Below are 17,306 nucleotides of genomic sequence, written 5' to 3' on the forward strand. Positions count from 1 at the left end.
GTCAAGCGTACTCCGCTGGTGCCACCTGCGAAGCCCCGTCCAACTTTCTGCGTGACTAGTTACATATGAACGTTTTTTAACATTTGTCAGGGTCGTGTTTAGGGCCTGGCCGCCTGCACCAACTCCGTCAGCATTCCTCCCACGTCCTTGGGGTGCAGGAACGCGATCTCGGAGCCCATCGACCCGTGCCTGGGACGCTCGTCCAGGAGCCTCACGCCCTTCTCGTTGATCTTAGCCATCGCCTGGGCGACATCGGGAACCCCGAATGCCACATGGTGGACTCCCTCGCCCCGCTTAGCGAGGAATTTTCCCACAGGGGAGTCCTCAGAGAGAGGCTCCAGGAGCTGAATGTAGGAGCCCCCACCTTCGCCGTCGGCGATGTGCAGCATGGCCTCCTTCACGCCCTGCTCCTCGTTGACCTCCCTGGCGACCACCGTCAGCTCGAACGTCTCGGAGAAGAACGCGATCTTCTCCTCGATGTCCTTGCAGGCGATTCCGATGTGGTCGATCCGCATGAACATATGTGGCCCACCTCCATAGCGAGCGTCCGGCTACTCGTGGGTATGGTGTCAAAGAACCCGACGTGAGCGTAGGAGGCCCCTGTCATGTCCAGTTCCGTCATCGTGGCCGGAGCTCGCACGCCCATCGGCAAGCTCCTGGGATCCCTGTCCGGGCTGGCCGCCGTGGAGCTCGGGGGCATCGCCATCAAGGCCGCGCTGGAGCGTGCCAGGGTCGCGCCGGAGGCCGTCGAGTACGTCATCATGGGCCAGGTCCTGCAGGCCGGCGCGGGCCAGATCCCCTCCCGCCAGGCCGCCGTCAAGGCCGGCATCCCGATGACCGTCCCCTCCATCACCATCAACAAGGTCTGCCTGTCGGGTCTCGACGCCATCGCGCTGGCCGACCAGCTCATCCGCGCGGGCGAGTTCGACATCGTGGTGGCCGGCGGCATGGAGTCCATGACCAACGCCCCCCACCTCCTGCCGGGGCTGCGCAAGGGCGTCAAGTACGGCGGTTCGCAGGTCGTCGACTCGATGGCGCACGACGGCCTGTTCTGCGCGTTCGACCAGCGCGCGATGGGCGAGTCGACGGAGCACTACAACGCCCGGCTCGGCATCGGCCGCGAGGAGCAGGACGCGCTGTCGGCCCGCTCCCACCAGCTGGCCGCCGCCGCCATCAAGAACGGCCTCTTCGACGAGGAGATCGTCCCGGTGCAGATCCCGCAGCGCCGCGGCGAGCCGCTGATCGTCAAGGACGACGAGGGCGTGCGCGGCGACACCACCCCGGAGACCCTGGCCAAGCTCCGCCCGGCCTTCGCCGCCGACGGCACGATCACGGCCGGCTCGGCCTCGCAGATCTCGGACGGGGCCTGCGCCGTCGTGGTCATGTCGAAGTCGAAGGCCGAGGAGCTGGGCCTGGAGTGGCTGGCGGAGATCGGCCGGCACGGCAACGTCGCCGGCCCGGACGCGTCCCTGCAGTCCCAGCCGGCCAACGCCATCAAGCACGCGCTGTCGAAGCAGGGCGCGACGGCCGGCGACCTGGACCTGGTGGAGATCAACGAGGCTTTCGCCAGCGTGGTCCTGCAGTCGGCCAAGGAGCTGGGCGTGCCGCTGGACAAGGTCAACGTCAACGGGGGCGGCATCGCCCTGGGCCACCCGATCGGGGCCTCGGGCGCGCGGATCGTGCTGACGCTGGCGTACGAGCTGAAGCGCCGGGGCGGCGGCCTGGGCGCCGCCGGGCTCTGCGGCGGCGGCGGCCAGGGTGACGCCCTGATCATTTCGGTCCCCAAGCGGTAGAAGCCTCTCGCGGGCCCCGGGGAGAGCCCCGGGGCCCTTCTTGTGCTCGGTCATGTAAAGAATTCTAGACATCAAGTCCGGGATGTTTTACATTCGAGGCATGGCATCCGAAGAGAGACGCGCATGGATCATGGCCGTGGTCTCGGTCTGCGCGTACGGCACGTACGTCGCGATCATCCTCGGCCGGGCGGGCGGCACCTCCATCACGGAGGTGCCCTACGCGGCGGCGCTGCTGTGGAGCATCGGGGGTGCGATCGCGGCGACGATCGTCCTCGACATAGCGCTCTCGGCGGTCTTCCGCCGGGGCGCCGGGATGAAGGACCAGCGTGACCGCGAGATCTGGCGCTACGGCCACTTCACCGGCCAGTGGTGCCTCGTCCTGGGCGGGCTGGCGGCGTTGTGGATGGCCCTGGCCGAGGCCGACTACTTCTGGATCGCGAACGTGATCTACCTGGCGTTCGTGCTGTCGTCGGTGCTGGGGTCCGCGCTGAAGATCGTCGCCTACCGCCGGGGCCTGCCGGCATGGTGAAGTCCACCAAGGTCACGAACTCGATCCGGGCCCTGCGCTTCGCCCGCGGGGAGATGACGCAGGCGGAGCTGGCCGAACGGGTCGGCGTGACCAGGCAGACCATCATCGCCATCGAGCAGGGCCGCTACTCGCCCTCCTTGGAGATGGCGTTCCAGATCGCGCGGGTGTTCGGGGTCCCGCTCGATGACGTGTTCCAGTATCCAGAGGGAGAGTGACCATGAAGGCGATCGTTCAGGACGAGTACGGGCCCGCCGATGTCTTGAAATTTCGGGACATTGAGAAGCCCTCGCCCGGTGAGGCCGACGTGCTGTTACGCGTGCGCGCGGCCGGGCTCGACATGGGCGTCTGGCACATGATGACCGGCATCCCCTACCTGATGCGCCCGGCGATCGGGCTGCGCGCGCCCAAGAGCAGGCCCGGCACCGACGTCGCCGGGGTGGTCGAGGAGGTCGGCGCGGGCGTGACCCGGTTCCGGCCCGGCGACCGGGTGTTCGGCACGTGCGGCGGCGGGGCCTTCGCCGAGTACGCGTGCGCCCGCGAGGACCGGCTCCAGCCGATCCCCGGCGACCTCGCGTTCGAGCCGGCGGCGGCCGTCCCGACCTCGGCCATGACCGCCCTCCAGGCGCTGCGCGACCAGGCGCGGGTGCGGGCGGGGCAGCGGGTGCTGGTCATCGGCGCGGGCGGGGGAGTGGGGACGTACGCGGTGCAGCTCGCCAGGGCGTCCGGGGCGGAGGTCACGGGCGTGTGCAGCGCCGCCAAGGCGGACCTCGTACGGTCGATCGGCGCGGCCGAGGTCGTCGACTACGCGCGGGAGGACTTCGCTGACCAGGGGAGCCGTTACGACGTCATCATCGACACGGCGGGCAACCGCCCGCTGCGCCACCTGCGCCGGGCCCTCACACCCCGCGGAACGGTGGTCATCGTCGGGGGCGAGCGCGGCGGGCGGTGGCTGGCCGGCACCGACCGCCAGGTGCGGACCGTGCTGCTGGACCCGTTCGCCCGCCAGCGGCTCCGCGTGGTCTTCATGTCGTTCCGGGAGGCCGACCTGCGAGCGGTGGCCGAGCTCGTCGGCTCCGGCCAGGTCACGCCGGTCGTCGACCGGACGTACCCGCTCAGCGAGGTCCCCGAGGCCGTCCGCAGCCTGGAACGGGGCCAGGTGCGCGGCAAGGCCGTCATCACCGTCTGAGCCCCCCGGCCCGGACAGCGCGATGCCCCGGTCCGACCAGGAATGGACCGGGGCTCCGCGATGCGGGGACCCACCAGGATTCGGGTCCCTGACGTCGCCCCCTACGGGGGCTGTTCAGCCCGGCCGCGAGGGAGGGTGCGGCCGGGCTGCTTGTGGACGGTCATGAGGCGAGGAACTTGGCGAAGAGCGAGCGGTTGCGGCGCTCCGACCGCAGGCCCTTCTGCGCCTCGCGCACCCGCCGCTGCTCGGCCGCGGCGCGGCGGAGCTCGGAGGCGTGGTGCTGCATCACGGTGTACTCGAGTTCGGCGTTCATGGAAGCCCCTTTGTGGCTCGTGCTTCTTCCTGCACTCTTAAGACTCCTCCTAAGGCCCTCCCGGACACATCGGGCGGATGCCTTATCTCCGGACGTAAGGCCAGATAGGGAGGTACTTAGGCAGGCGCACCGGGCGACTAAGGCGCCCGTGAGCCATCCCTAGGGTTCGTCCGTGAACTTCACCGTGACCTTCGTGAAGCCGAGCGACTTCAGCAGGCCGGTCATCATGGCCTTGGTGTTGGCGTCCGCCCTGGCCCGCAGGTCGCTGGCCACCGCCGCCTCGGTGATCTTCTTCTCCGCCAGCAGGTAGAGCTCCCGCTGGTCCCCCGGCGACCCGGACAGGAAGTCCTGCACCCGGTCGAACAGCCCGCGCTGCTGCGCGAACACGTACGAGCGGCTGTTGTCCAGGTTGGGCTTTTCCAGCTGGGCGCGGGGCAGGCGCACGGTCGCCTGGGTGCGGTCCTGCGAGACCGTCACGGCGTCCCCGGCCAGGCCGGAGAAGTCCACGTACGCGTCCACCCCGCCCGCCCCCACGAACAGCGTGCGGGTGCCCTTGATCGCGTCGGGCAGGAAGTTGGCGTCCTTCTCCAGGTCCACGACCACCTGGAAGTTCCCGGTGGCGGCCTCGAAGCGGCTCAGGTCCTTGATGGACTGCAGGAGCACCGGCTGGCTGCGGTCGATGACCTGCTCGCCGAGCGGGTTGAGCCAGGTCCAGGCCAGGCGGCCGCCCACCACGAGCAGGACCGCCAGGACCAGGAACCCCGCCGCGTATCGCCACCTGCGGCGCCGCGCGGACGTCACCTCGCGCGGCGTCGTACGGGAAGTCGTCATGCGTGCATGACTACCCTTCGAGCGATCATCATTGCCAGCCGTTTGGTGACATCTTCCGATCCCGCCCCCGCCGGCCGCCTAGCTCAGCCCGGCCATGGACGTGCTCGGGGCCGCGTTCGGCGTGCCCTCGCCCTCCGGGTACACCGGGTAGACGTGGCTCGACTCCGGCGTCGGGCGGGCCGACGGCGCCACCTGCACCCGCGCCGCGCCCCCGCCGCCGAAGTACATGCTCGACAGCCCGCAGTTCTGGAAGTCGCTGTAGAACATCCGCAGCCACTCCCTGCGCTGGTGCTCGCTCAGCCACGAGAACCACGACGCCGCGTACTGGTGCTCGGGCAGCGGCCCGCCGGGCAGGGGCTCCCCGCGCAGCCACGCCATCACGATCTCCCGGTAACCGTCGGCGACCGTGCCGGGGCAGCGGGCGGCCAGGGACTCGATGTACTCGTACGCCGCCTCCTCCGCGAACCCCGCGGACAGGTCGGGCACGTGGATGGGCGCCAGGCCGTTCGAGGGCTTGAGCTCCTCCTCCAGCGGCCGCTGCTCCACCCGCGTGAACGCGGCGGGCGTCCCCGCCAGCCGGGAGGCGATCTGCGTGAACGCCGCCCCCAGCTCGGTCAGCCCCGCCCGCATCCCCGGGTGCACGCACACCGTGATCGGCCAGTCCTGGCAGCTGTAGGCGATGTCCACGGCCGCGGCCGGCTTCGGCTGGGCCAGCACCCGCGACACGCCCATCCCGGCCGCCAGCACGGACAGCAGCGCGCACGCCAGCACCAGCGCCTGCCTGGTCACCAGCGCCGCCCAGCCGAGCAGCAGCGCCGCCGTGATGCCGAGCAGCCAGATCGTCTGGTCGAAGAACGGCGCCCCGCTCAACCCCTGGAACAGGTCGTACGGCTCGCCGGTGCCGGGCGCCAGCTTGTCCGCCCAGCCCCGGTCGTCGGCCAGCCACGAGAACAATCCATAGCAGGCCAGCCCCGCCAGCGGCGGCGTGAACGCCTTGGGCACCACCCAGCCGGCCACCCAGCCGATCACCGAGTAGAGCGCCAGCCCCGCCATGCCCATGCCCAGGCCGGACAGGCTCAGCCGCCCCGACTGGTCGGTGAGCACCGTCTTGACCGCCAACACCAGCACCGTCGCACCGAACGACCCGAGCACCACCACCACGATCGCCAGCGGCGCCTTGAGCGCCCGCCACGTCGTCAGCGAGCGCCCGCGCAGCGCCCTGCGCTTGCGCAGCGCCACCCACGCCGCGAACGCGGCGGCCACCGGCCCGGTCATCCGCAACGAGCCGATGACCGCGGCCACGATGTTCTCCCACGCGTCCACGCCAGGTATCAGGACGTTCCACGCCGCCAGCAGCCCGAGTGCCAGGAGCACGGCCACCGTGACGGCCGCGCTCTGCTTCAGCTCCTCTCGTGAAACGCCCGCGTGCTCACGCACCCTTTTCCCCGTTGACCTTCATCAAGCACCCCCCGTGCCCCTCGGCAAGGCCGAAGCGAATGAGTCCGGCCTGTCCCCACAGGCCGATGGACTTGGCTTCTGCGTCACCATACGTAGGAGAACCATAACTGAGCGTGATGATTGACGTCCGGATTCTTGGTCAAGCGGGGAAGCCTGTCGCTCCAGGTCACCAGACGAACCGGGACGAGGGGCGCGCTACCGTATGCGCTGTGTCGCACCCGAAGCCGCTCAACCTGCCGTTCGACCCCATCGACCGGGCCGCGGAGAGCTGGCGTGCCCACTTCGGGCCCTCCTCCGCCATGGCCGCCGTGACCTCGATCATGAGAGCCCACCAGATCCTGCTGTCGCAGCTCGACTCGCTCCTGAAGCCCTACGACCTGACCTTCGCCCGGTACGAGGCGCTGGTCCTGCTGACGTTCAGCAAGACAGGCGCGCTCCCGCTGTCGAAGATCGGCGAACGGCTCATGGTCCACCCCACCAGCGTCACGAACACGGTGGACAGGCTGGAGAAGTCCGGGTTCGTCCGCCGGCTGCCCAACCCGCGGGACGGGCGCGGCGTGCTCGCCGAGATCACCAAGGCCGGCCGGGACGTCGTGGAGCGGGCCACCCGCGACCTGATGGGCGCCGAGTTCGGCCTGACCATGTACGCCGAGGACGAACTCGACCGGATGTTCACCCAGTTGCGCACCCTCCGGGTGGCGGCGGGCGACTTCCAACAGGGCGGCGGGTGACTGCGCCGCCCCGGTGATGCGGCAAGATGAGGAGCATGGCGGACTTCTCTAGGCCCGGGTCGCTCTACGGAGCGATTGACCTGGGCGCGCGCAAGCAGGCCCTCGAGGCGCAGGCCCGGCGTGAGGCGGCGGGTCCCCAGGCGGCCGCGTCGGCCTCGATCGTGGACGTGACCGAGGAGACGTTCACGACCGAGGTGATCGACCGCTCGATGACCATGCCCGTGGTCCTCGACCTGTGGTCGCCGCGGGCGCCGGGCAGCGCCCAGCTCAGCCCGGTGCTGGAGAAGGTCGTCGGCGATCTCGGCGGCCGGGCCGTGCTGGCCAAGGTCAACGTGGACGCCAGCCCGCAGATCGCCCAGGCGCTGCGCGTGCAGGCCGTGCCGACCGTGCTGGCCATCTTCCAGGGGCAGGCCGTCACCGGCTTCCAGCAGGTGCTGCCCGAGCAGGAGGTGCGCCGCTGGCTCGACGAGCTGATGGGCGCGGTCGAGCAGTTCTACCAGGCCAACCCCGACGCCCGGCCCCAGGCGGCGCCCGGCGAGCAGGAGGCGCCCGCGGGGCCGCCCGCCGACCCCGACCTGGTGGCCGCCGAGCAGGCCATCGACAGCGGTGACCTCGACGCGGCCGCGGCGGCGTACGAGCGGCTGCTGGCCCGCGCGCCGGGCAACGAGGACGCCAAGATGGGCCTGGCCGGCGTCAACCTCATCAAGCGCACCGAGAGCGCCGACCCCGCCGACGTCCAGCGGCGCCTGCAGGACCCCGCCGACATCGAGGCGCAGCTGCTCGCGGCCGACCTGGAGATGCTGTCCGGCTCGGTCGACGAGGCGTTCAGCCGCGTCATCGCCGTGGTCAAGCGCACCTCGGGAGACGAGCGCGACAAGGCCAGGCGCCACCTGCTCGGCCTGTTCGACGCGTTGCCGGCCGACGATCCGTCTTTGGCGAAAGCACGTAGAGCTTTGGCGAGCGCACTGTTCTAACCTGGGTGTATGCGGGTCGTCACGATATCCGCGACATACGGCACGGCCGGTAGCCAGATCGGCCCGGCCGTCGCCGAGCGCCTCGGCGTGCCCTTCGTCGACCGCGCCATTCCCAGCGCGGTCGCCCAGGAGCTGGGCTGCACGCTGGAGGAGGCGCTCGCCCACGACGACCGGGCCGAGCACGGCCTCGGGCGGCTGCTGTCGGGGGCGATGCGGCTGCCGACCGTCACGTTCGGCGGGGTCGACATGTACGTGCCCGGCGCGATGCCGCACGCGCCGGAGGAGTTCGTCCGCCGTACCGAGCGCATGCTCAAGGACATGGCCCGCGACCAGGGCGGGGTGTTCCTCGGCCGGGCGGGGGCCGTGGTGCTGGCCGACCATCCGGGGGCGCTCCACGTCCGGCTCGACGCCCCGCTCCAGCGCAGGGTCCGGCAGACGGCCACGCTGTCGGGGATGAGCGAGCGCGAGGCCCGCCGGCTCATCGAGGACAACGACCGCGCGCGGATGGCCTACGTACGGCACTTCTATCGGGCCGATCCGACGGATTCCTGTCAATATCATCTGGTCGTCGACAGCACCACAATCCCCGTTCCGACCTGCGTCGAGCTCATCGTCACAGCGGCCGAGGCACTGGATTGACCTGGCGCCCCCTATCATGGGGGAATTCTTGGTCAGTCCCGAAGGAGCGATTGACGTGGCGACCGTCCCGAGTGTGTCGTACTCCATCACCGTGCGTCTCGAGGTGCCGGCCGGCGGCAAGGCCGTCAGCCAGCTCACCCACGCCGTAGAGTCGGCCGGGGGCGTGGTCACGGCCCTCGACGTCACCAACGCGGGCCATGAGAAGCTCCGCATCGACGTGACCTGCGCGGCCAGGGACACCGACCACGCCCAGGCCATCGTCGACCAGCTCGAGGCGGTCGACGGCGTCGTCATCCACAAGGTGTCCGACCGCACGTTCCTCATGCATCTCGGCGGCAAGATCGAGATGAAGTCCAAGGTGCCGCTGCGCAACCGCGACGAGCTGTCCATGGCCTACACCCCGGGTGTGGCGCGCGTGTCGATGGCCATAGCGCGCAACAAGGAGGACGCCCGGCGCCTGACCATCAAGCGCAACACCGTGGCCGTCGTCACCGACGGCTCGGCCGTGCTGGGCCTGGGCAACATCGGCCCCGAGGCCGCGCTGCCGGTCATGGAGGGCAAGGCGGCGCTGTTCAAACGCTTCGCGGGCATCGACGCCTGGCCGATCTGCCTCGACACGCAGGACGTCGACGAGATCGTCCGCACGGTGCAGGTGATCGCGCCCGGGTTCGGCGGGATCAACCTGGAGGACATCGGCGCGCCGCGCTGCTTCGAGGTGGAGCGGCGGCTGCGCGAGCTGCTCGACATCCCCGTCTTCCACGACGACCAGCACGGCACGGCGATCTGCGTGCTCGCGGCGCTCACCAACGCGCTGCGGGTCGTCGACAAGGACATCGAGTCCGTCAAGATCACCATGGCGGGCGCGGGCGCGGCCGGCAACGCGGTGCTGCGCCTGCTGCTGGCCGCCGGGGCGCGCAACGTGATCGTCTGCGACTACCTGGGCGCCGTCCACCGCGGCCGCGACGACCTCGACGAGTCGCTGCAGTGGATCGCCGACCACACCAACGCCGAGGGCTACGCGGGCGACCTGCGAGGGGCGGTCAAGGACGCCGACGTCTTCGTCGGCGTCTCGGCGCCGGGCATCCTGACGGGTGACGACATCGCGACGATGGCCAAGGACGCGGTGGTGTTCGCGCTGGCCAACCCGGAGCCCGAGGTGTCGCCGGACGACGCCCGCGAGCACGCGGCCGTGGTGGCCACGGGGCGCTCCGACTACCCCAACCAGATCAACAACGTGCTGGCCTTCCCGGGCGTCTTCCGGGGGCTGCTGGACGCGCAGGCCAACGGGGTGACGCAGGAGATGCTGCTGGCCGCGGCCGGCGCCCTCGCGGCGGTCGTCACGCCGGAGGAGCTGGGGCCCAACTACATCATCCCCAGCGTCTTCCACCCCGACGTGGCGGGGGCCGTTGCGGCGGCGGTGCGCGAGTCGGCGGGCGGCCGTGCGCGAGGCTTCACCGAAGCATAAAAACCATCGGTTTTTACGGCGGAGCACGGGCGACGCCACCCGCCGCCGTGGTTGAGGGCCTCCAGGGAGACGCCCGCTGACCCGCACGTGGCCGGCCGCCGCTACGGCGATCCTTTGACCGGCTCCGTGGCACCCGCCCGTCCCGCCGTCCGTGCGGGCCCCCGGATCCGCTGCCGTTCGTGCCGCCACCCGCTCCACCGCCGTCCGCGTCGCCTGGCCTCCGCTGCACGGCTTACGGCCGGGTCCTACCCGCCCGTCCTGCCGTGCGCCCCTTCCGCAGCCCGTGTGCCCGTGCGGTGGTCGCGCTCGTCCGAGGGGGTGTTCGTTTGGAGGGGTGGGGTTAGGCGGGTTGGGTGGTTATGGCTGGGATGAGGTGGTAGCTCTCCTGGAAGACGAGGTTGTGGGCGTCGGCGGCGGCGATCGTGCGGAGCGTGTCGAGTTGGGCCTCGGCGTCCGCCGGGGCGAAGACATTCAGTGGCCAGTCCCCGACCGTGTTGCCCCGCAGGTGCGGGTGGTGGAAGTCGCAGCCGTAGTGGGCGACGATCGCGATCGGCTGGTTGTGGGTGGCGCGCTGTTCCGGCCAGGTCAGCGACCACATCGCGTTGAGCCCGCCCTCGCGCGACCGGGTGACCCCGCTGGCCACCACCTCGCCGGTGCCGAGCAGCAGGTCGGCGTTGAGCTCGTCGAGGGCTCTGCGTGCCACCGGGTCGAGCAGCTCGGCCGCCGTGGCGAAAACGTGTTCCTTGTCCTCCCGCGTGACGGCCCCTCCGTGGTCGCCGTCACGCAGGTCGCGGAAGTGCCTGAGCAGGGCTTCGTTCATCGGAGTGCACATGACTACCCCCTGCCCAGATCCTGGTCAGGTGAGCAGGGCGGCGATGCGGTCGCGTACGTCAGGCGTGTCCAGCCCGCGCACCGTCAGGGTCGTGCGGCGGCGTACGACGTCGTCCACCGTGGCCGCCCACTCGCGGTCGCGCGCGTAGACCGCCTGGGCCCAGATGTCGGGGCCGTCCGGGTGGATGCGCTCGCCGAGGGCCGGGTCCTCGCGGATGAGCCGGGCCAGGTCGAACGCGATCGAGCCGTAGTGCGTGGCCAGGTGCCTGGCCACCAGCGGATCCATGCGCGCGCCCGGGTCGCGGTCGGTCCACAGTCGCAGGGCCACCGCGTCGGGGCTGGCCAGGCCCGGCAGGGGCACGGCGGGCAGGATGTCGGCCAGGTCGTCGCCCAGGGGCCGGCCGGGCAGGTGGGCGAGCGTGTCGAGGACGTGCCTGCCGATGTGGCGGTAGGTGGTCCACTTGCCGCCCGCCACCGAGAGCATGCCGCCCGAGCCCCGGGTCACCACGGTCTCCCGCTTGGCGGCCGTCACCTGGCCGGGGCCGCCGGGCAGGACGCGCAGCCCGGCGAAGGCGTAGGTGATGTCCTCGCGACTGAGCTGGGCGTCGTGTACGGCGTGGCCGGCCTCGTCGAGGATCTGCGCGATGTCGGCCTCGGTGGCGCGCACCTCGCCCGGATCGCCCTCGTACGCCTCGTCCGTGGTGCCGAGCAGCAGGTGGTCCTCCCACGGGATGGCGAACGACACCCGGTACTTGTCGATCGGCGTGGTCAGCGCCGCCTTCCACGGTTCGTGGCGGCGCAGCACCAGGTGGGCGCCCTTGGACAGCCGGATGCTCGGCGCGGCGTCCGGGTCCTCCATGCGCCGCAGGTGGTCCACCCAGGGCCCGGTGGCGTTCAGGACGAGCCGGGCGGAGACCCCGAACTCGGCCCCGTCGAGCCGGTCGCGCAGGTCGGCCCCCGTGACCGTGCCGCCCGTCTTGCGCAGCCCGACGACCTCGGCGTGGTTGAGCACGACCGCGCCGGCATCCACGGCGGCCCGTACGGTCATGACGGCGACGCGGCTGTCGTTCATCTGGTGGTCGCCGTAGACGGCGGCGGCCCGCAGCCCCTCGGTACGCAGGGCGGGCACCTTGGCCAGCGCCTGGTGGGGCGTGATCACCTTGCCCATGCCGTCGCCGAACACCGACAGCGCCGAGTACAGGAACACCCCGGCGCCCAGCTTGGCCGCCCCGTGCGGCCCGCCCTTGTAGATCGGCACCAGGAACGTCAGCGGCTTGACCAGATGCGGCGCGATGTCGGCGGCCAGGGCGCGGCGCTCGCGGTGGTTCTCGGCGACCAGCCGGACGTTGCCGGTCTGCAGGTAACGCAGCCCCCCGTGGACCAGCTTGGAGGAGGCGCTGGAGGTCGCGCCGGCGAAGTCGCCGGCGTCGACCATCGCCACCCGCAGCCCGGCCTGCGCGGCCATCCAGGTCACGGAGGTGCCGAGGATGCCGCCGCCGATCACGAGCAGATCGTAGGCGGCGCGCGAGAGCTCCTCCCGGGTCTGCGCGCGGTCGGCGGCGGTCGTCGTCGTCATTGCCATACTCCCTACTATCGACCTACTGCTCGACCAGCTACTGCTCGACCCGGTTACTGCTCGACCCAGTCAAGGGTCCGGGCCACGGCCTTCTTCCAGTTGCGGTATTCGTGCTCGCGCGCGGCCTCGTCGATGGCCGGGCGCCACTCGGCGGCCTTGTGCCAGTTGGCGCGCAGGCTGTCGAGGTCGGGCCAGTAGCCGGTCGCCAGCCCGGCGGCGTAGGCGGCGCCCAGGGCGGTCGTCTCGGCCACCATGGGCCGGATCACGGGCACCGCGAGGACGTCGGCGAGGGTCTGCATGAGCAGGTTGTTCGCGGTCATGCCGCCGTCGGCGCGCAGCGTGGTCAGGTCGAGGCCGGAGTCGGCGTTCATCGCGTCGACCACCTCCCGGGTCTGCCACGCCGTGGCCTCCAGCACGGCCCGCGCGATGTGCCCCTTGGTGACGAACCCGGTCAGCCCCGCGATCACGCCCCGCGCGTCCGAGCGCCAGTGCGGCGCGAACAGCCCCGAGAAGGCCGGTACGAAGTAGCAGCCGCCGTTGTCGTCGACCGTCTTGGCCAGCGTCTCGATCTCGGCCGCGCTGGAGATCAGGCCCAGGTTGTCGCGCAGCCACTGCACCAGCGACCCGGTGACCGCGATCGCGCCCTCCAGCGCGTAGGTGGCCGGGCCCGCGCCGATCTGGTAGCCGACCGTGGTCAGCAGGCCGTGCTTGGAGACGACGGGCTCGTGGCCGGTGTTCATCAGCAGGAAGCTGCCGGAGCCGTAGGTGCTCTTGGTCTCGCCGGGCGCGAAGCACGTCTGGCCGAACAGCGCCGCCTGCTGGTCGCCGAGCGCCGAGGCGACGGGGACGCCCGCCACGGTGCGGCCGTAGACCTCGGCGGACGGGCGGATCTCCGGCAGCATCGCGCGGGGCACGCCCAGCGCGTCGAGCAGCTCGTCGTCCCAGGCCAGCGTGTGGATGTTCATCAGCATCGTACGGCTGGCGTTGGTCACGTCGGTGACGTGGCGGCCGGTGAGGTTCCACAGCAGCCAGCTGTCCATCGTGCCGAACAGCACCTCGCCGCGCTCGGCCCGCTCCCGCAGCCCATGGGCGTCCAGCAGCCAGCGGATCTTCGGCCCGGAGAAGTACGTCGTCAGCGGCAGCCCCGCCTTCTCCTTGAACAGCCCCTCGTGCTCGGCCAGCGCCCGGGTCAGCTGGTCGGTGCGGGTGTCCTGCCAGACGATCGCGGGGCAGACGGGGCGACCGGTCGCCCGCTCCCACAGCACGGTGGTCTCGCGCTGGTTGGTGATGCCCAGCGCGGCGATCTGGCCGTCCTCGATGCCGGCGCCGCTGACGGCCTCGGCCAGCACGCCCTGCACGGCCTGCCAGATCTCGGCCGCGTCGTGCTCGACCCAGCCGGGCTTGGGGAAGATCTGGCGGTGCTCGCGCTGGGCGACGGAGATGATGTTGCCGGCCTCGTCGAAGACGATGCAGCGGCTGGAGGTGGTGCCCTGATCGATGGCTGCGACGTATTGAGGTCGAGGCACGGGGTTCCTCGCTTGGTTCTGGTTCGGCAATGCCGAACGAATGCTATTTCGTGGCCTTAGGGATGTTCAAGTGAGCGGGTGATCGCGCGGGCGGCGTCCCGTACGTACGAGACGAACTCCATGTGCAGGGCGCCGTCGGGGGCCAGCCGCTCGACGGCGCCGCGGATGCCGATGGCGCCCACCGCCAGGCCGCGCGGGTCCTTGATGGGCGCGGCGATGGCCACCTCGCCCTCGGTGAGCTCCTCCGTCTCGGCGGCCCAGCCGCGCGTCCTGACCAGGTCGAGCTCCTTCTCCAGCGCCGCGGGGTCGACGATCGTGTTCTTCGTGTACGGCTGCAGCGGCGGCGCGGGCGGCTCGCCGTACGGGTCGTGGGCGAGCAGGACCTTGCCGAGCGCGCTGGCGTGGGTCGGCAGGTAGGTGCCCACCTGGAGGGTCTGCAGGCTGTCGTCGGGCCGGAACACGTGGTGGATCACCAGCACGTGGCCCTCGTGGAGGGTGCCGATCCAGGCGCTCTCCCTGCTGCGCCCCGCGAGGGCGTCGGCCCAGTTGATGGCGCGGGTGCGCAGCTCGTTGACGTCGAGATAGCTGCTGCCCAGATGGAGCAGCGTGGCGCCGAGCCGGTATTTCCCGCTCGCCGGGTCCTGCTCGACGAACCCGACGTGGACCAGCGTGCGCAGGATGCCGTGCAGCGTGCCCTTGGGCAGGCCCAGCGCCCTGGCCAGCTCGGCCACCCCGAGATGGCGCGGCCCCGAGGCGAGCAGCCTCAGGATCGCGGCCGCCCGCTCGACCGACTGAATCGTCTCTCCCACGGCTCGCACACTAGCGCAGATTTGTTCGGTATTGCCGAACGGCCGAAGAGATGGAACCGATCTTCGCATGGTTGCGTCCAGGAGGTGGGGGAAATGCGCCGTCAATCCTTAATGGGATGACAGTTCCGTTAAAATGGAACGTTGCGACAAGGAGACTAGATGGACCAACCTTCCCGTTCGGCGGGAACCGTGCGGCCAGGGGGCCGCACGGCGCGGGTGCGCGCGGCCGTCATGGAGGCCACCCAGGACGAGCTGGTCGAGCACGGCTTCCACGGCCTGACCATGGACCAGGTGGCGGCCAGGGCGGGCGTCGGCAAGACCACGGTCTACCGGCGCTGGGGGAGCAGGGCGGGCCTGGTCACCGATCTCATGACCGAGCTGGCCAACCAGTCCACTCCCCATGCCGACACGGGTGGCGTCGAGGCCGACCTGCGGGCCAACGCGCTGTCCGTCCTGGGGGCGATCAACGACGGGCGGCTCGGTGCCACGTTCCAGGCGGTGATCGCCGCCGCCACGAGCGACGAGCAGGCCGCCGGCGCGCTGCGCGCCTTCTACCTGCGCAGGATCGCGGAGTGGGCCAACGTCGTGGACCTGGCCGTCAAGCGGGGCGAGCTGCCCGCGGGCACCGACGGCGCGGAGGTGATCCGCGCCATCTCCGCCCCGCTCTACTACCGGCTGGTGGTCACCAGGGAGCCGGTGACCGAGAAGGACGCGGAGCGGTCCGTGGCGCGCACGCTGGCCGCCGCCAGGGCCGGCGCGTTCGTCGTGGAAGAGCTCTAGCTCACGGGGTCGAACGCGGCCAGATGGAGCCGTACCACCACAGGATGCCGCCCACCACGATCAGGCCGCCCGCCGTCGCCAGCTTGCCCATGAGGTCGGCGGGTGGGCCCGTGAAGGGCAGGTTGTCCAGGTGGTGGCCCCACGGGCAGTCGTTCTTGACGCGGGTGGAGTCGACGAGCGTGGTCCGCTGCGGGTCGCCCAGCGAGTACGCCTCCACGTCCGCGGTGCTGCCCTTGGCCACCGGCACCTGCCTGACGATCGTCTTGTGGGCCGGGATGGAGCCGTTCGCCACGCTCACCCCGTCGGCCTGGACGTCGAAGCGTGCGGGCTGCTGGGTCAGGTTGTGCAGGCTGACGTTCGCGCGCCCCGAGCGGCAGTGCACGTCGTCCACCGTCATCGTGAACGGGTCGCCGTGATCCTCGTGCCAGGGCCACGCCTGCGCGCTCTGGGGGAGGAACAGGACCGCGCACACCGGGAGTGCGGCCAGCATGAGACGTGTCCTGATATGCATGAGCTCCCCCCAACGAGTGATCTTTGCTACAGAAGGTGCCCAAGTGACCACGAAAAGTAACATCGGCACACTGGGGGAGCGCGAGCCTTCTGAACCCTTCATGATGGAGGTATGGCGGAAGCGATCTACGTCGGCGGGTTGTTGGTGGCGACGCCACTTCTCGACGACCCCAACTTCCGGCGTAGCGTCGTGCTGATCCTCGAACACGACCACGACGGCGGCACCCTGGGAGTGGTGCTCAACCGGCCGAGCGACATCTCCGTGACCCAGGTGCTGCCCGTGTGGGATCCCCTGGTGACCGGCCCCTCCGTGCTCTTCGAGGGCGGGCCCGTGCAGACGGACAGCGCGCTCGCGCTGGCGGCGGTCCCCAGCGGCGAGGAGCCGCTCGGCTGGCGCAGGCTGCATGCGGGCACCCCGGCCGTCTCCAGGCTGGGGACGGTGGATCTGGACGCGCCGCCCGAGATCCTGCAGGGGGAGATCGCGCAGATGCGGATCTTCGCGGGGTACGCGGGCTGGTCGTCGGGCCAGCTGGAGAGCGAGATCGCCGAAGGCGCCTGGTACGTGGTCGACTCGGAGGCCGGCGACACCTTCCACGCCGATCCCCGCGCGCTCTGGCGGCACGTGCTGCGGCGGCAGCCCGGCGAGCTGGCCTTCGTGGCGACCTGCCCGGACGACCCGACGATGAACTGACTAGCGGTCCCAGCCGGGCCGCAGCGAGCGCTCGGCCAGCTCGATGGTCTCCGCCATCCGCTGCGTGATCTCCGGCAGGCCGCTGTCGCGCCGCGGGCACTCGAAGCCGACGCGCAGGGTGCAGGCGGCGAACGCCACGATCAAGGGTGTGAGCAGGTCCTCGTCGGGGTCCACGCCCCTGCGCGTGGCGATCACCTCGATGAGGCGGCGCTCGGTCGCCGCGCCCCTGGCCACCGACATGCCCACCAGTCTCGGGTGGTCCTCCATGAGCCGCCGCAGCTTGAGGAACCTCGTCCTTTCCTCGGGCGTTGAACCCTCCAGGTCGCCCACGACCGCGCGCATGGCCTGCATGAGCGCCGTGAAGGGCGACTCATCCGCCGGGCGGGACGCCAGCGTCTCGAGCATGATCTCCTCGCCGTGGTCGTGGTGCCACAGCGCCAGGTGGTCCTTGCTGTTGAAGTAGCGGAAGAAGGTGCGCGGGGAGATTTCGACCGCCCCCGCGATCTGCTCGACCGTGGTCGACTCGTATCCTTGTTCGAGGAAAAGGTCGAGCGCGGCGTCGAGGATCGCCAGGCGCGTCTTCTCCTTCTTGCGTTCCCGTAGACCCACAGCCGTCACTCCCTCGAAACCTTTCTGTCACAGTGTGCCATAAGTCATAGGACGA

The 17,306-nt window shown here is 70.8% G+C and carries 20 protein-coding genes; 10 read left to right on the forward strand and 10 right to left on the reverse strand.

Annotated features, from left to right (window positions below; genetic code table 11):
• Positions 1 to 98: 98 nt before the first annotated feature.
• Positions 99 to 521 carry a methylmalonyl-CoA epimerase gene (mce, locus tag HD596_RS22960; protein WP_185071393.1) on the reverse strand — a complete coding sequence of 141 codons (423 nt, stop codon included), beginning with the start codon at positions 519 to 521 and terminating at the stop codon, positions 99 to 101.
• Between the two features lie 84 nt (positions 522 to 605).
• Between mce and HD596_RS22965 the strand changes: the two genes are divergently transcribed.
• From HD596_RS22965 to HD596_RS22980, 4 genes are all read left to right on the forward strand, one after another.
• A complete protein-coding gene (locus HD596_RS22965; protein WP_185071394.1) occupies positions 606 to 1,793 on the forward strand; it encodes an acetyl-CoA C-acetyltransferase in 1,188 nt (395 codons plus the stop codon).
• Positions 1,794 to 1,893: 100 nt separating this feature from the next.
• Entirely contained in the window at positions 1,894 to 2,322 is a 429-nt protein-coding gene (locus HD596_RS22970) for a hypothetical protein (protein WP_185071395.1), read from the forward strand.
• Positions 2,316 to 2,537, forward strand: coding sequence for a helix-turn-helix transcriptional regulator (locus tag HD596_RS22975; protein WP_185071396.1), 222 nt, complete (start codon positions 2,316 to 2,318; stop codon positions 2,535 to 2,537). Before HD596_RS22970 ends, HD596_RS22975 begins: the two co-directional genes overlap by 7 nt.
• A 2-nt stretch (positions 2,538 to 2,539) precedes the next feature.
• Complete coding sequence (locus HD596_RS22980) at positions 2,540 to 3,508, forward strand: NAD(P)-dependent alcohol dehydrogenase (protein ID WP_185071397.1); 969 nt, start codon at positions 2,540 to 2,542, stop codon at positions 3,506 to 3,508.
• Positions 3,509 to 3,668: 160 nt separating this feature from the next.
• On the opposite strand, the gene HD596_RS22985 is transcribed toward HD596_RS22980, so the two are convergent.
• The 3 genes from HD596_RS22985 to HD596_RS22995 form a co-directional block, all read right to left on the reverse strand.
• Entirely contained in the window at positions 3,669 to 3,821 is a 153-nt protein-coding gene (locus HD596_RS22985; protein WP_185071398.1) for a hypothetical protein, read from the reverse strand.
• A 159-nt stretch (positions 3,822 to 3,980) separates the two neighbouring features.
• Positions 3,981 to 4,652 (reverse strand): DUF4230 domain-containing protein, encoded by a 672-nt coding sequence (locus HD596_RS22990; RefSeq protein WP_185071399.1) that lies wholly within the window; start codon positions 4,650 to 4,652, stop codon positions 3,981 to 3,983.
• A 78-nt stretch (positions 4,653 to 4,730) separates the two neighbouring features.
• Complete coding sequence (locus tag HD596_RS22995) at positions 4,731 to 6,089, reverse strand: hypothetical protein (RefSeq protein ID WP_185071400.1); 1,359 nt, start codon at positions 6,087 to 6,089, stop codon at positions 4,731 to 4,733.
• 230 nt (positions 6,090 to 6,319) lie between these two features.
• Here HD596_RS22995 and HD596_RS23000 point away from each other — a divergent pair, with 230 nt between their 5' ends.
• Genes HD596_RS23000 through HD596_RS23015 form a run of 4 tightly spaced genes read left to right on the forward strand, consistent with a single transcriptional unit; the run spans position 6,320 to position 9,919 of the window.
• On the forward strand, positions 6,320 to 6,841 hold the full coding sequence (locus HD596_RS23000; protein WP_185071401.1) for a MarR family winged helix-turn-helix transcriptional regulator: 522 nt from the start codon (positions 6,320 to 6,322) through the stop codon (positions 6,839 to 6,841).
• A gap of 35 nt (positions 6,842 to 6,876) precedes the next feature.
• Positions 6,877 to 7,815, forward strand: a complete 939-nt coding sequence (locus HD596_RS23005; protein ID WP_185071402.1) for a tetratricopeptide repeat protein — start codon at positions 6,877 to 6,879, stop codon at positions 7,813 to 7,815.
• 9 nt (positions 7,816 to 7,824) lie between these two features.
• Positions 7,825 to 8,454, forward strand: a complete 630-nt coding sequence (locus HD596_RS23010) for a cytidylate kinase-like family protein (protein WP_185071403.1) — start codon at positions 7,825 to 7,827, stop codon at positions 8,452 to 8,454.
• A 55-nt stretch (positions 8,455 to 8,509) separates the two neighbouring features.
• Complete coding sequence (locus HD596_RS23015) at positions 8,510 to 9,919, forward strand: NAD-dependent malic enzyme (protein ID WP_185071404.1); 1,410 nt, start codon at positions 8,510 to 8,512, stop codon at positions 9,917 to 9,919.
• Between the two features lie 340 nt (positions 9,920 to 10,259).
• Here HD596_RS23015 and HD596_RS23020 read toward each other — a convergent pair whose 3' ends face one another.
• The 4 genes from HD596_RS23020 to HD596_RS23035 are packed head-to-tail and all read right to left on the reverse strand — an operon-like array spanning position 10,260 to position 14,661.
• The gene (locus HD596_RS23020) at positions 10,260 to 10,739 is read right to left on the reverse strand and encodes a hypothetical protein (protein ID WP_185071405.1); all 480 of its coding nucleotides are present in this window, start codon (positions 10,737 to 10,739) and stop codon (positions 10,260 to 10,262) included.
• Between the two features lie 36 nt (positions 10,740 to 10,775).
• Positions 10,776 to 12,332: a glycerol-3-phosphate dehydrogenase/oxidase gene (locus HD596_RS23025; protein WP_221519468.1), complete on the reverse strand. Its 1,557-nt coding sequence runs from the start codon at positions 12,330 to 12,332 to the stop codon at positions 10,776 to 10,778.
• Between the two features lie 47 nt (positions 12,333 to 12,379).
• Positions 12,380 to 13,852: a glycerol kinase GlpK gene (gene glpK / locus HD596_RS23030; protein ID WP_185071407.1), complete on the reverse strand. Its 1,473-nt coding sequence runs from the start codon at positions 13,850 to 13,852 to the stop codon at positions 12,380 to 12,382.
• Between the two features lie 56 nt (positions 13,853 to 13,908).
• Positions 13,909 to 14,661 carry an IclR family transcriptional regulator gene (locus HD596_RS23035; protein ID WP_185071408.1) on the reverse strand — a complete coding sequence of 251 codons (753 nt, stop codon included), beginning with the start codon at positions 14,659 to 14,661 and terminating at the stop codon, positions 13,909 to 13,911.
• Between the two features lie 159 nt (positions 14,662 to 14,820).
• Here HD596_RS23035 and HD596_RS23040 point away from each other — a divergent pair, with 159 nt between their 5' ends.
• A complete protein-coding gene (locus tag HD596_RS23040) occupies positions 14,821 to 15,441 on the forward strand; it encodes a TetR/AcrR family transcriptional regulator (RefSeq protein WP_185071409.1) in 621 nt (206 codons plus the stop codon).
• 1 nt (position 15,442) lies between these two features.
• Here the strand turns inward: HD596_RS23040 and HD596_RS23045 are convergent, their stop codons facing one another.
• On the reverse strand, positions 15,443 to 15,931 hold the full coding sequence (locus HD596_RS23045) for a hypothetical protein (RefSeq protein ID WP_185071410.1): 489 nt from the start codon (positions 15,929 to 15,931) through the stop codon (positions 15,443 to 15,445).
• A 132-nt stretch (positions 15,932 to 16,063) separates the two neighbouring features.
• Here HD596_RS23045 and HD596_RS23050 point away from each other — a divergent pair, with 132 nt between their 5' ends.
• On the forward strand, positions 16,064 to 16,642 hold the full coding sequence (locus tag HD596_RS23050; RefSeq protein ID WP_185071411.1) for a YqgE/AlgH family protein: 579 nt from the start codon (positions 16,064 to 16,066) through the stop codon (positions 16,640 to 16,642).
• Here the strand turns inward: HD596_RS23050 and HD596_RS23055 are convergent, their stop codons facing one another.
• A complete protein-coding gene (locus HD596_RS23055; RefSeq protein WP_185071412.1) occupies positions 16,643 to 17,251 on the reverse strand; it encodes a TetR family transcriptional regulator in 609 nt (202 codons plus the stop codon).
• Positions 17,252 to 17,306 lie beyond the last annotated feature (55 nt).

This window comes from Nonomuraea jabiensis (genome assembly GCF_014204795.1).
Classification (GTDB): Bacteria; Actinomycetota; Actinomycetes; order Streptosporangiales; family Streptosporangiaceae; genus Nonomuraea; species Nonomuraea jabiensis.

Coding starts and splice junctions, on each gene's coding strand:
- HD596_RS22985 (WP_185071398.1), bottom strand. CDS start 3,821: ATGAACGCCGAACTCGAGTACACCGTGATGCAGCACCACGCCTCCGAG.
- mce (WP_185071393.1), bottom strand. CDS start 521: ATGTTCATGCGGATCGACCACATCGGAATCGCCTGCAAGGACATCGAG.
- HD596_RS22980 (WP_185071397.1), top strand. CDS start 2,540: ATGAAGGCGATCGTTCAGGACGAGTACGGGCCCGCCGATGTCTTGAAA.
- HD596_RS23025 (WP_221519468.1), bottom strand. CDS start 12,332: ATGGCAATGACGACGACGACCGCCGCCGACCGCGCGCAGACCCGGGAG.
- HD596_RS22965 (WP_185071394.1), top strand. CDS start 606: ATGTCCAGTTCCGTCATCGTGGCCGGAGCTCGCACGCCCATCGGCAAG.
- HD596_RS23020 (WP_185071405.1), bottom strand. CDS start 10,739: ATGAACGAAGCCCTGCTCAGGCACTTCCGCGACCTGCGTGACGGCGAC.
- HD596_RS23045 (WP_185071410.1), bottom strand. CDS start 15,931: ATGCTGGCCGCACTCCCGGTGTGCGCGGTCCTGTTCCTCCCCCAGAGC.
- HD596_RS23010 (WP_185071403.1), top strand. CDS start 7,825: ATGCGGGTCGTCACGATATCCGCGACATACGGCACGGCCGGTAGCCAG.
- HD596_RS23005 (WP_185071402.1), top strand. CDS start 6,877: ATGGCGGACTTCTCTAGGCCCGGGTCGCTCTACGGAGCGATTGACCTG.
- HD596_RS22975 (WP_185071396.1), top strand. CDS start 2,316: ATGGTGAAGTCCACCAAGGTCACGAACTCGATCCGGGCCCTGCGCTTC.
- HD596_RS23040 (WP_185071409.1), top strand. CDS start 14,821: ATGGACCAACCTTCCCGTTCGGCGGGAACCGTGCGGCCAGGGGGCCGC.
- HD596_RS22990 (WP_185071399.1), bottom strand. CDS start 4,652: ATGACGACTTCCCGTACGACGCCGCGCGAGGTGACGTCCGCGCGGCGC.
- HD596_RS23050 (WP_185071411.1), top strand. CDS start 16,064: ATGGCGGAAGCGATCTACGTCGGCGGGTTGTTGGTGGCGACGCCACTT.
- HD596_RS22970 (WP_185071395.1), top strand. CDS start 1,894: ATGGCATCCGAAGAGAGACGCGCATGGATCATGGCCGTGGTCTCGGTC.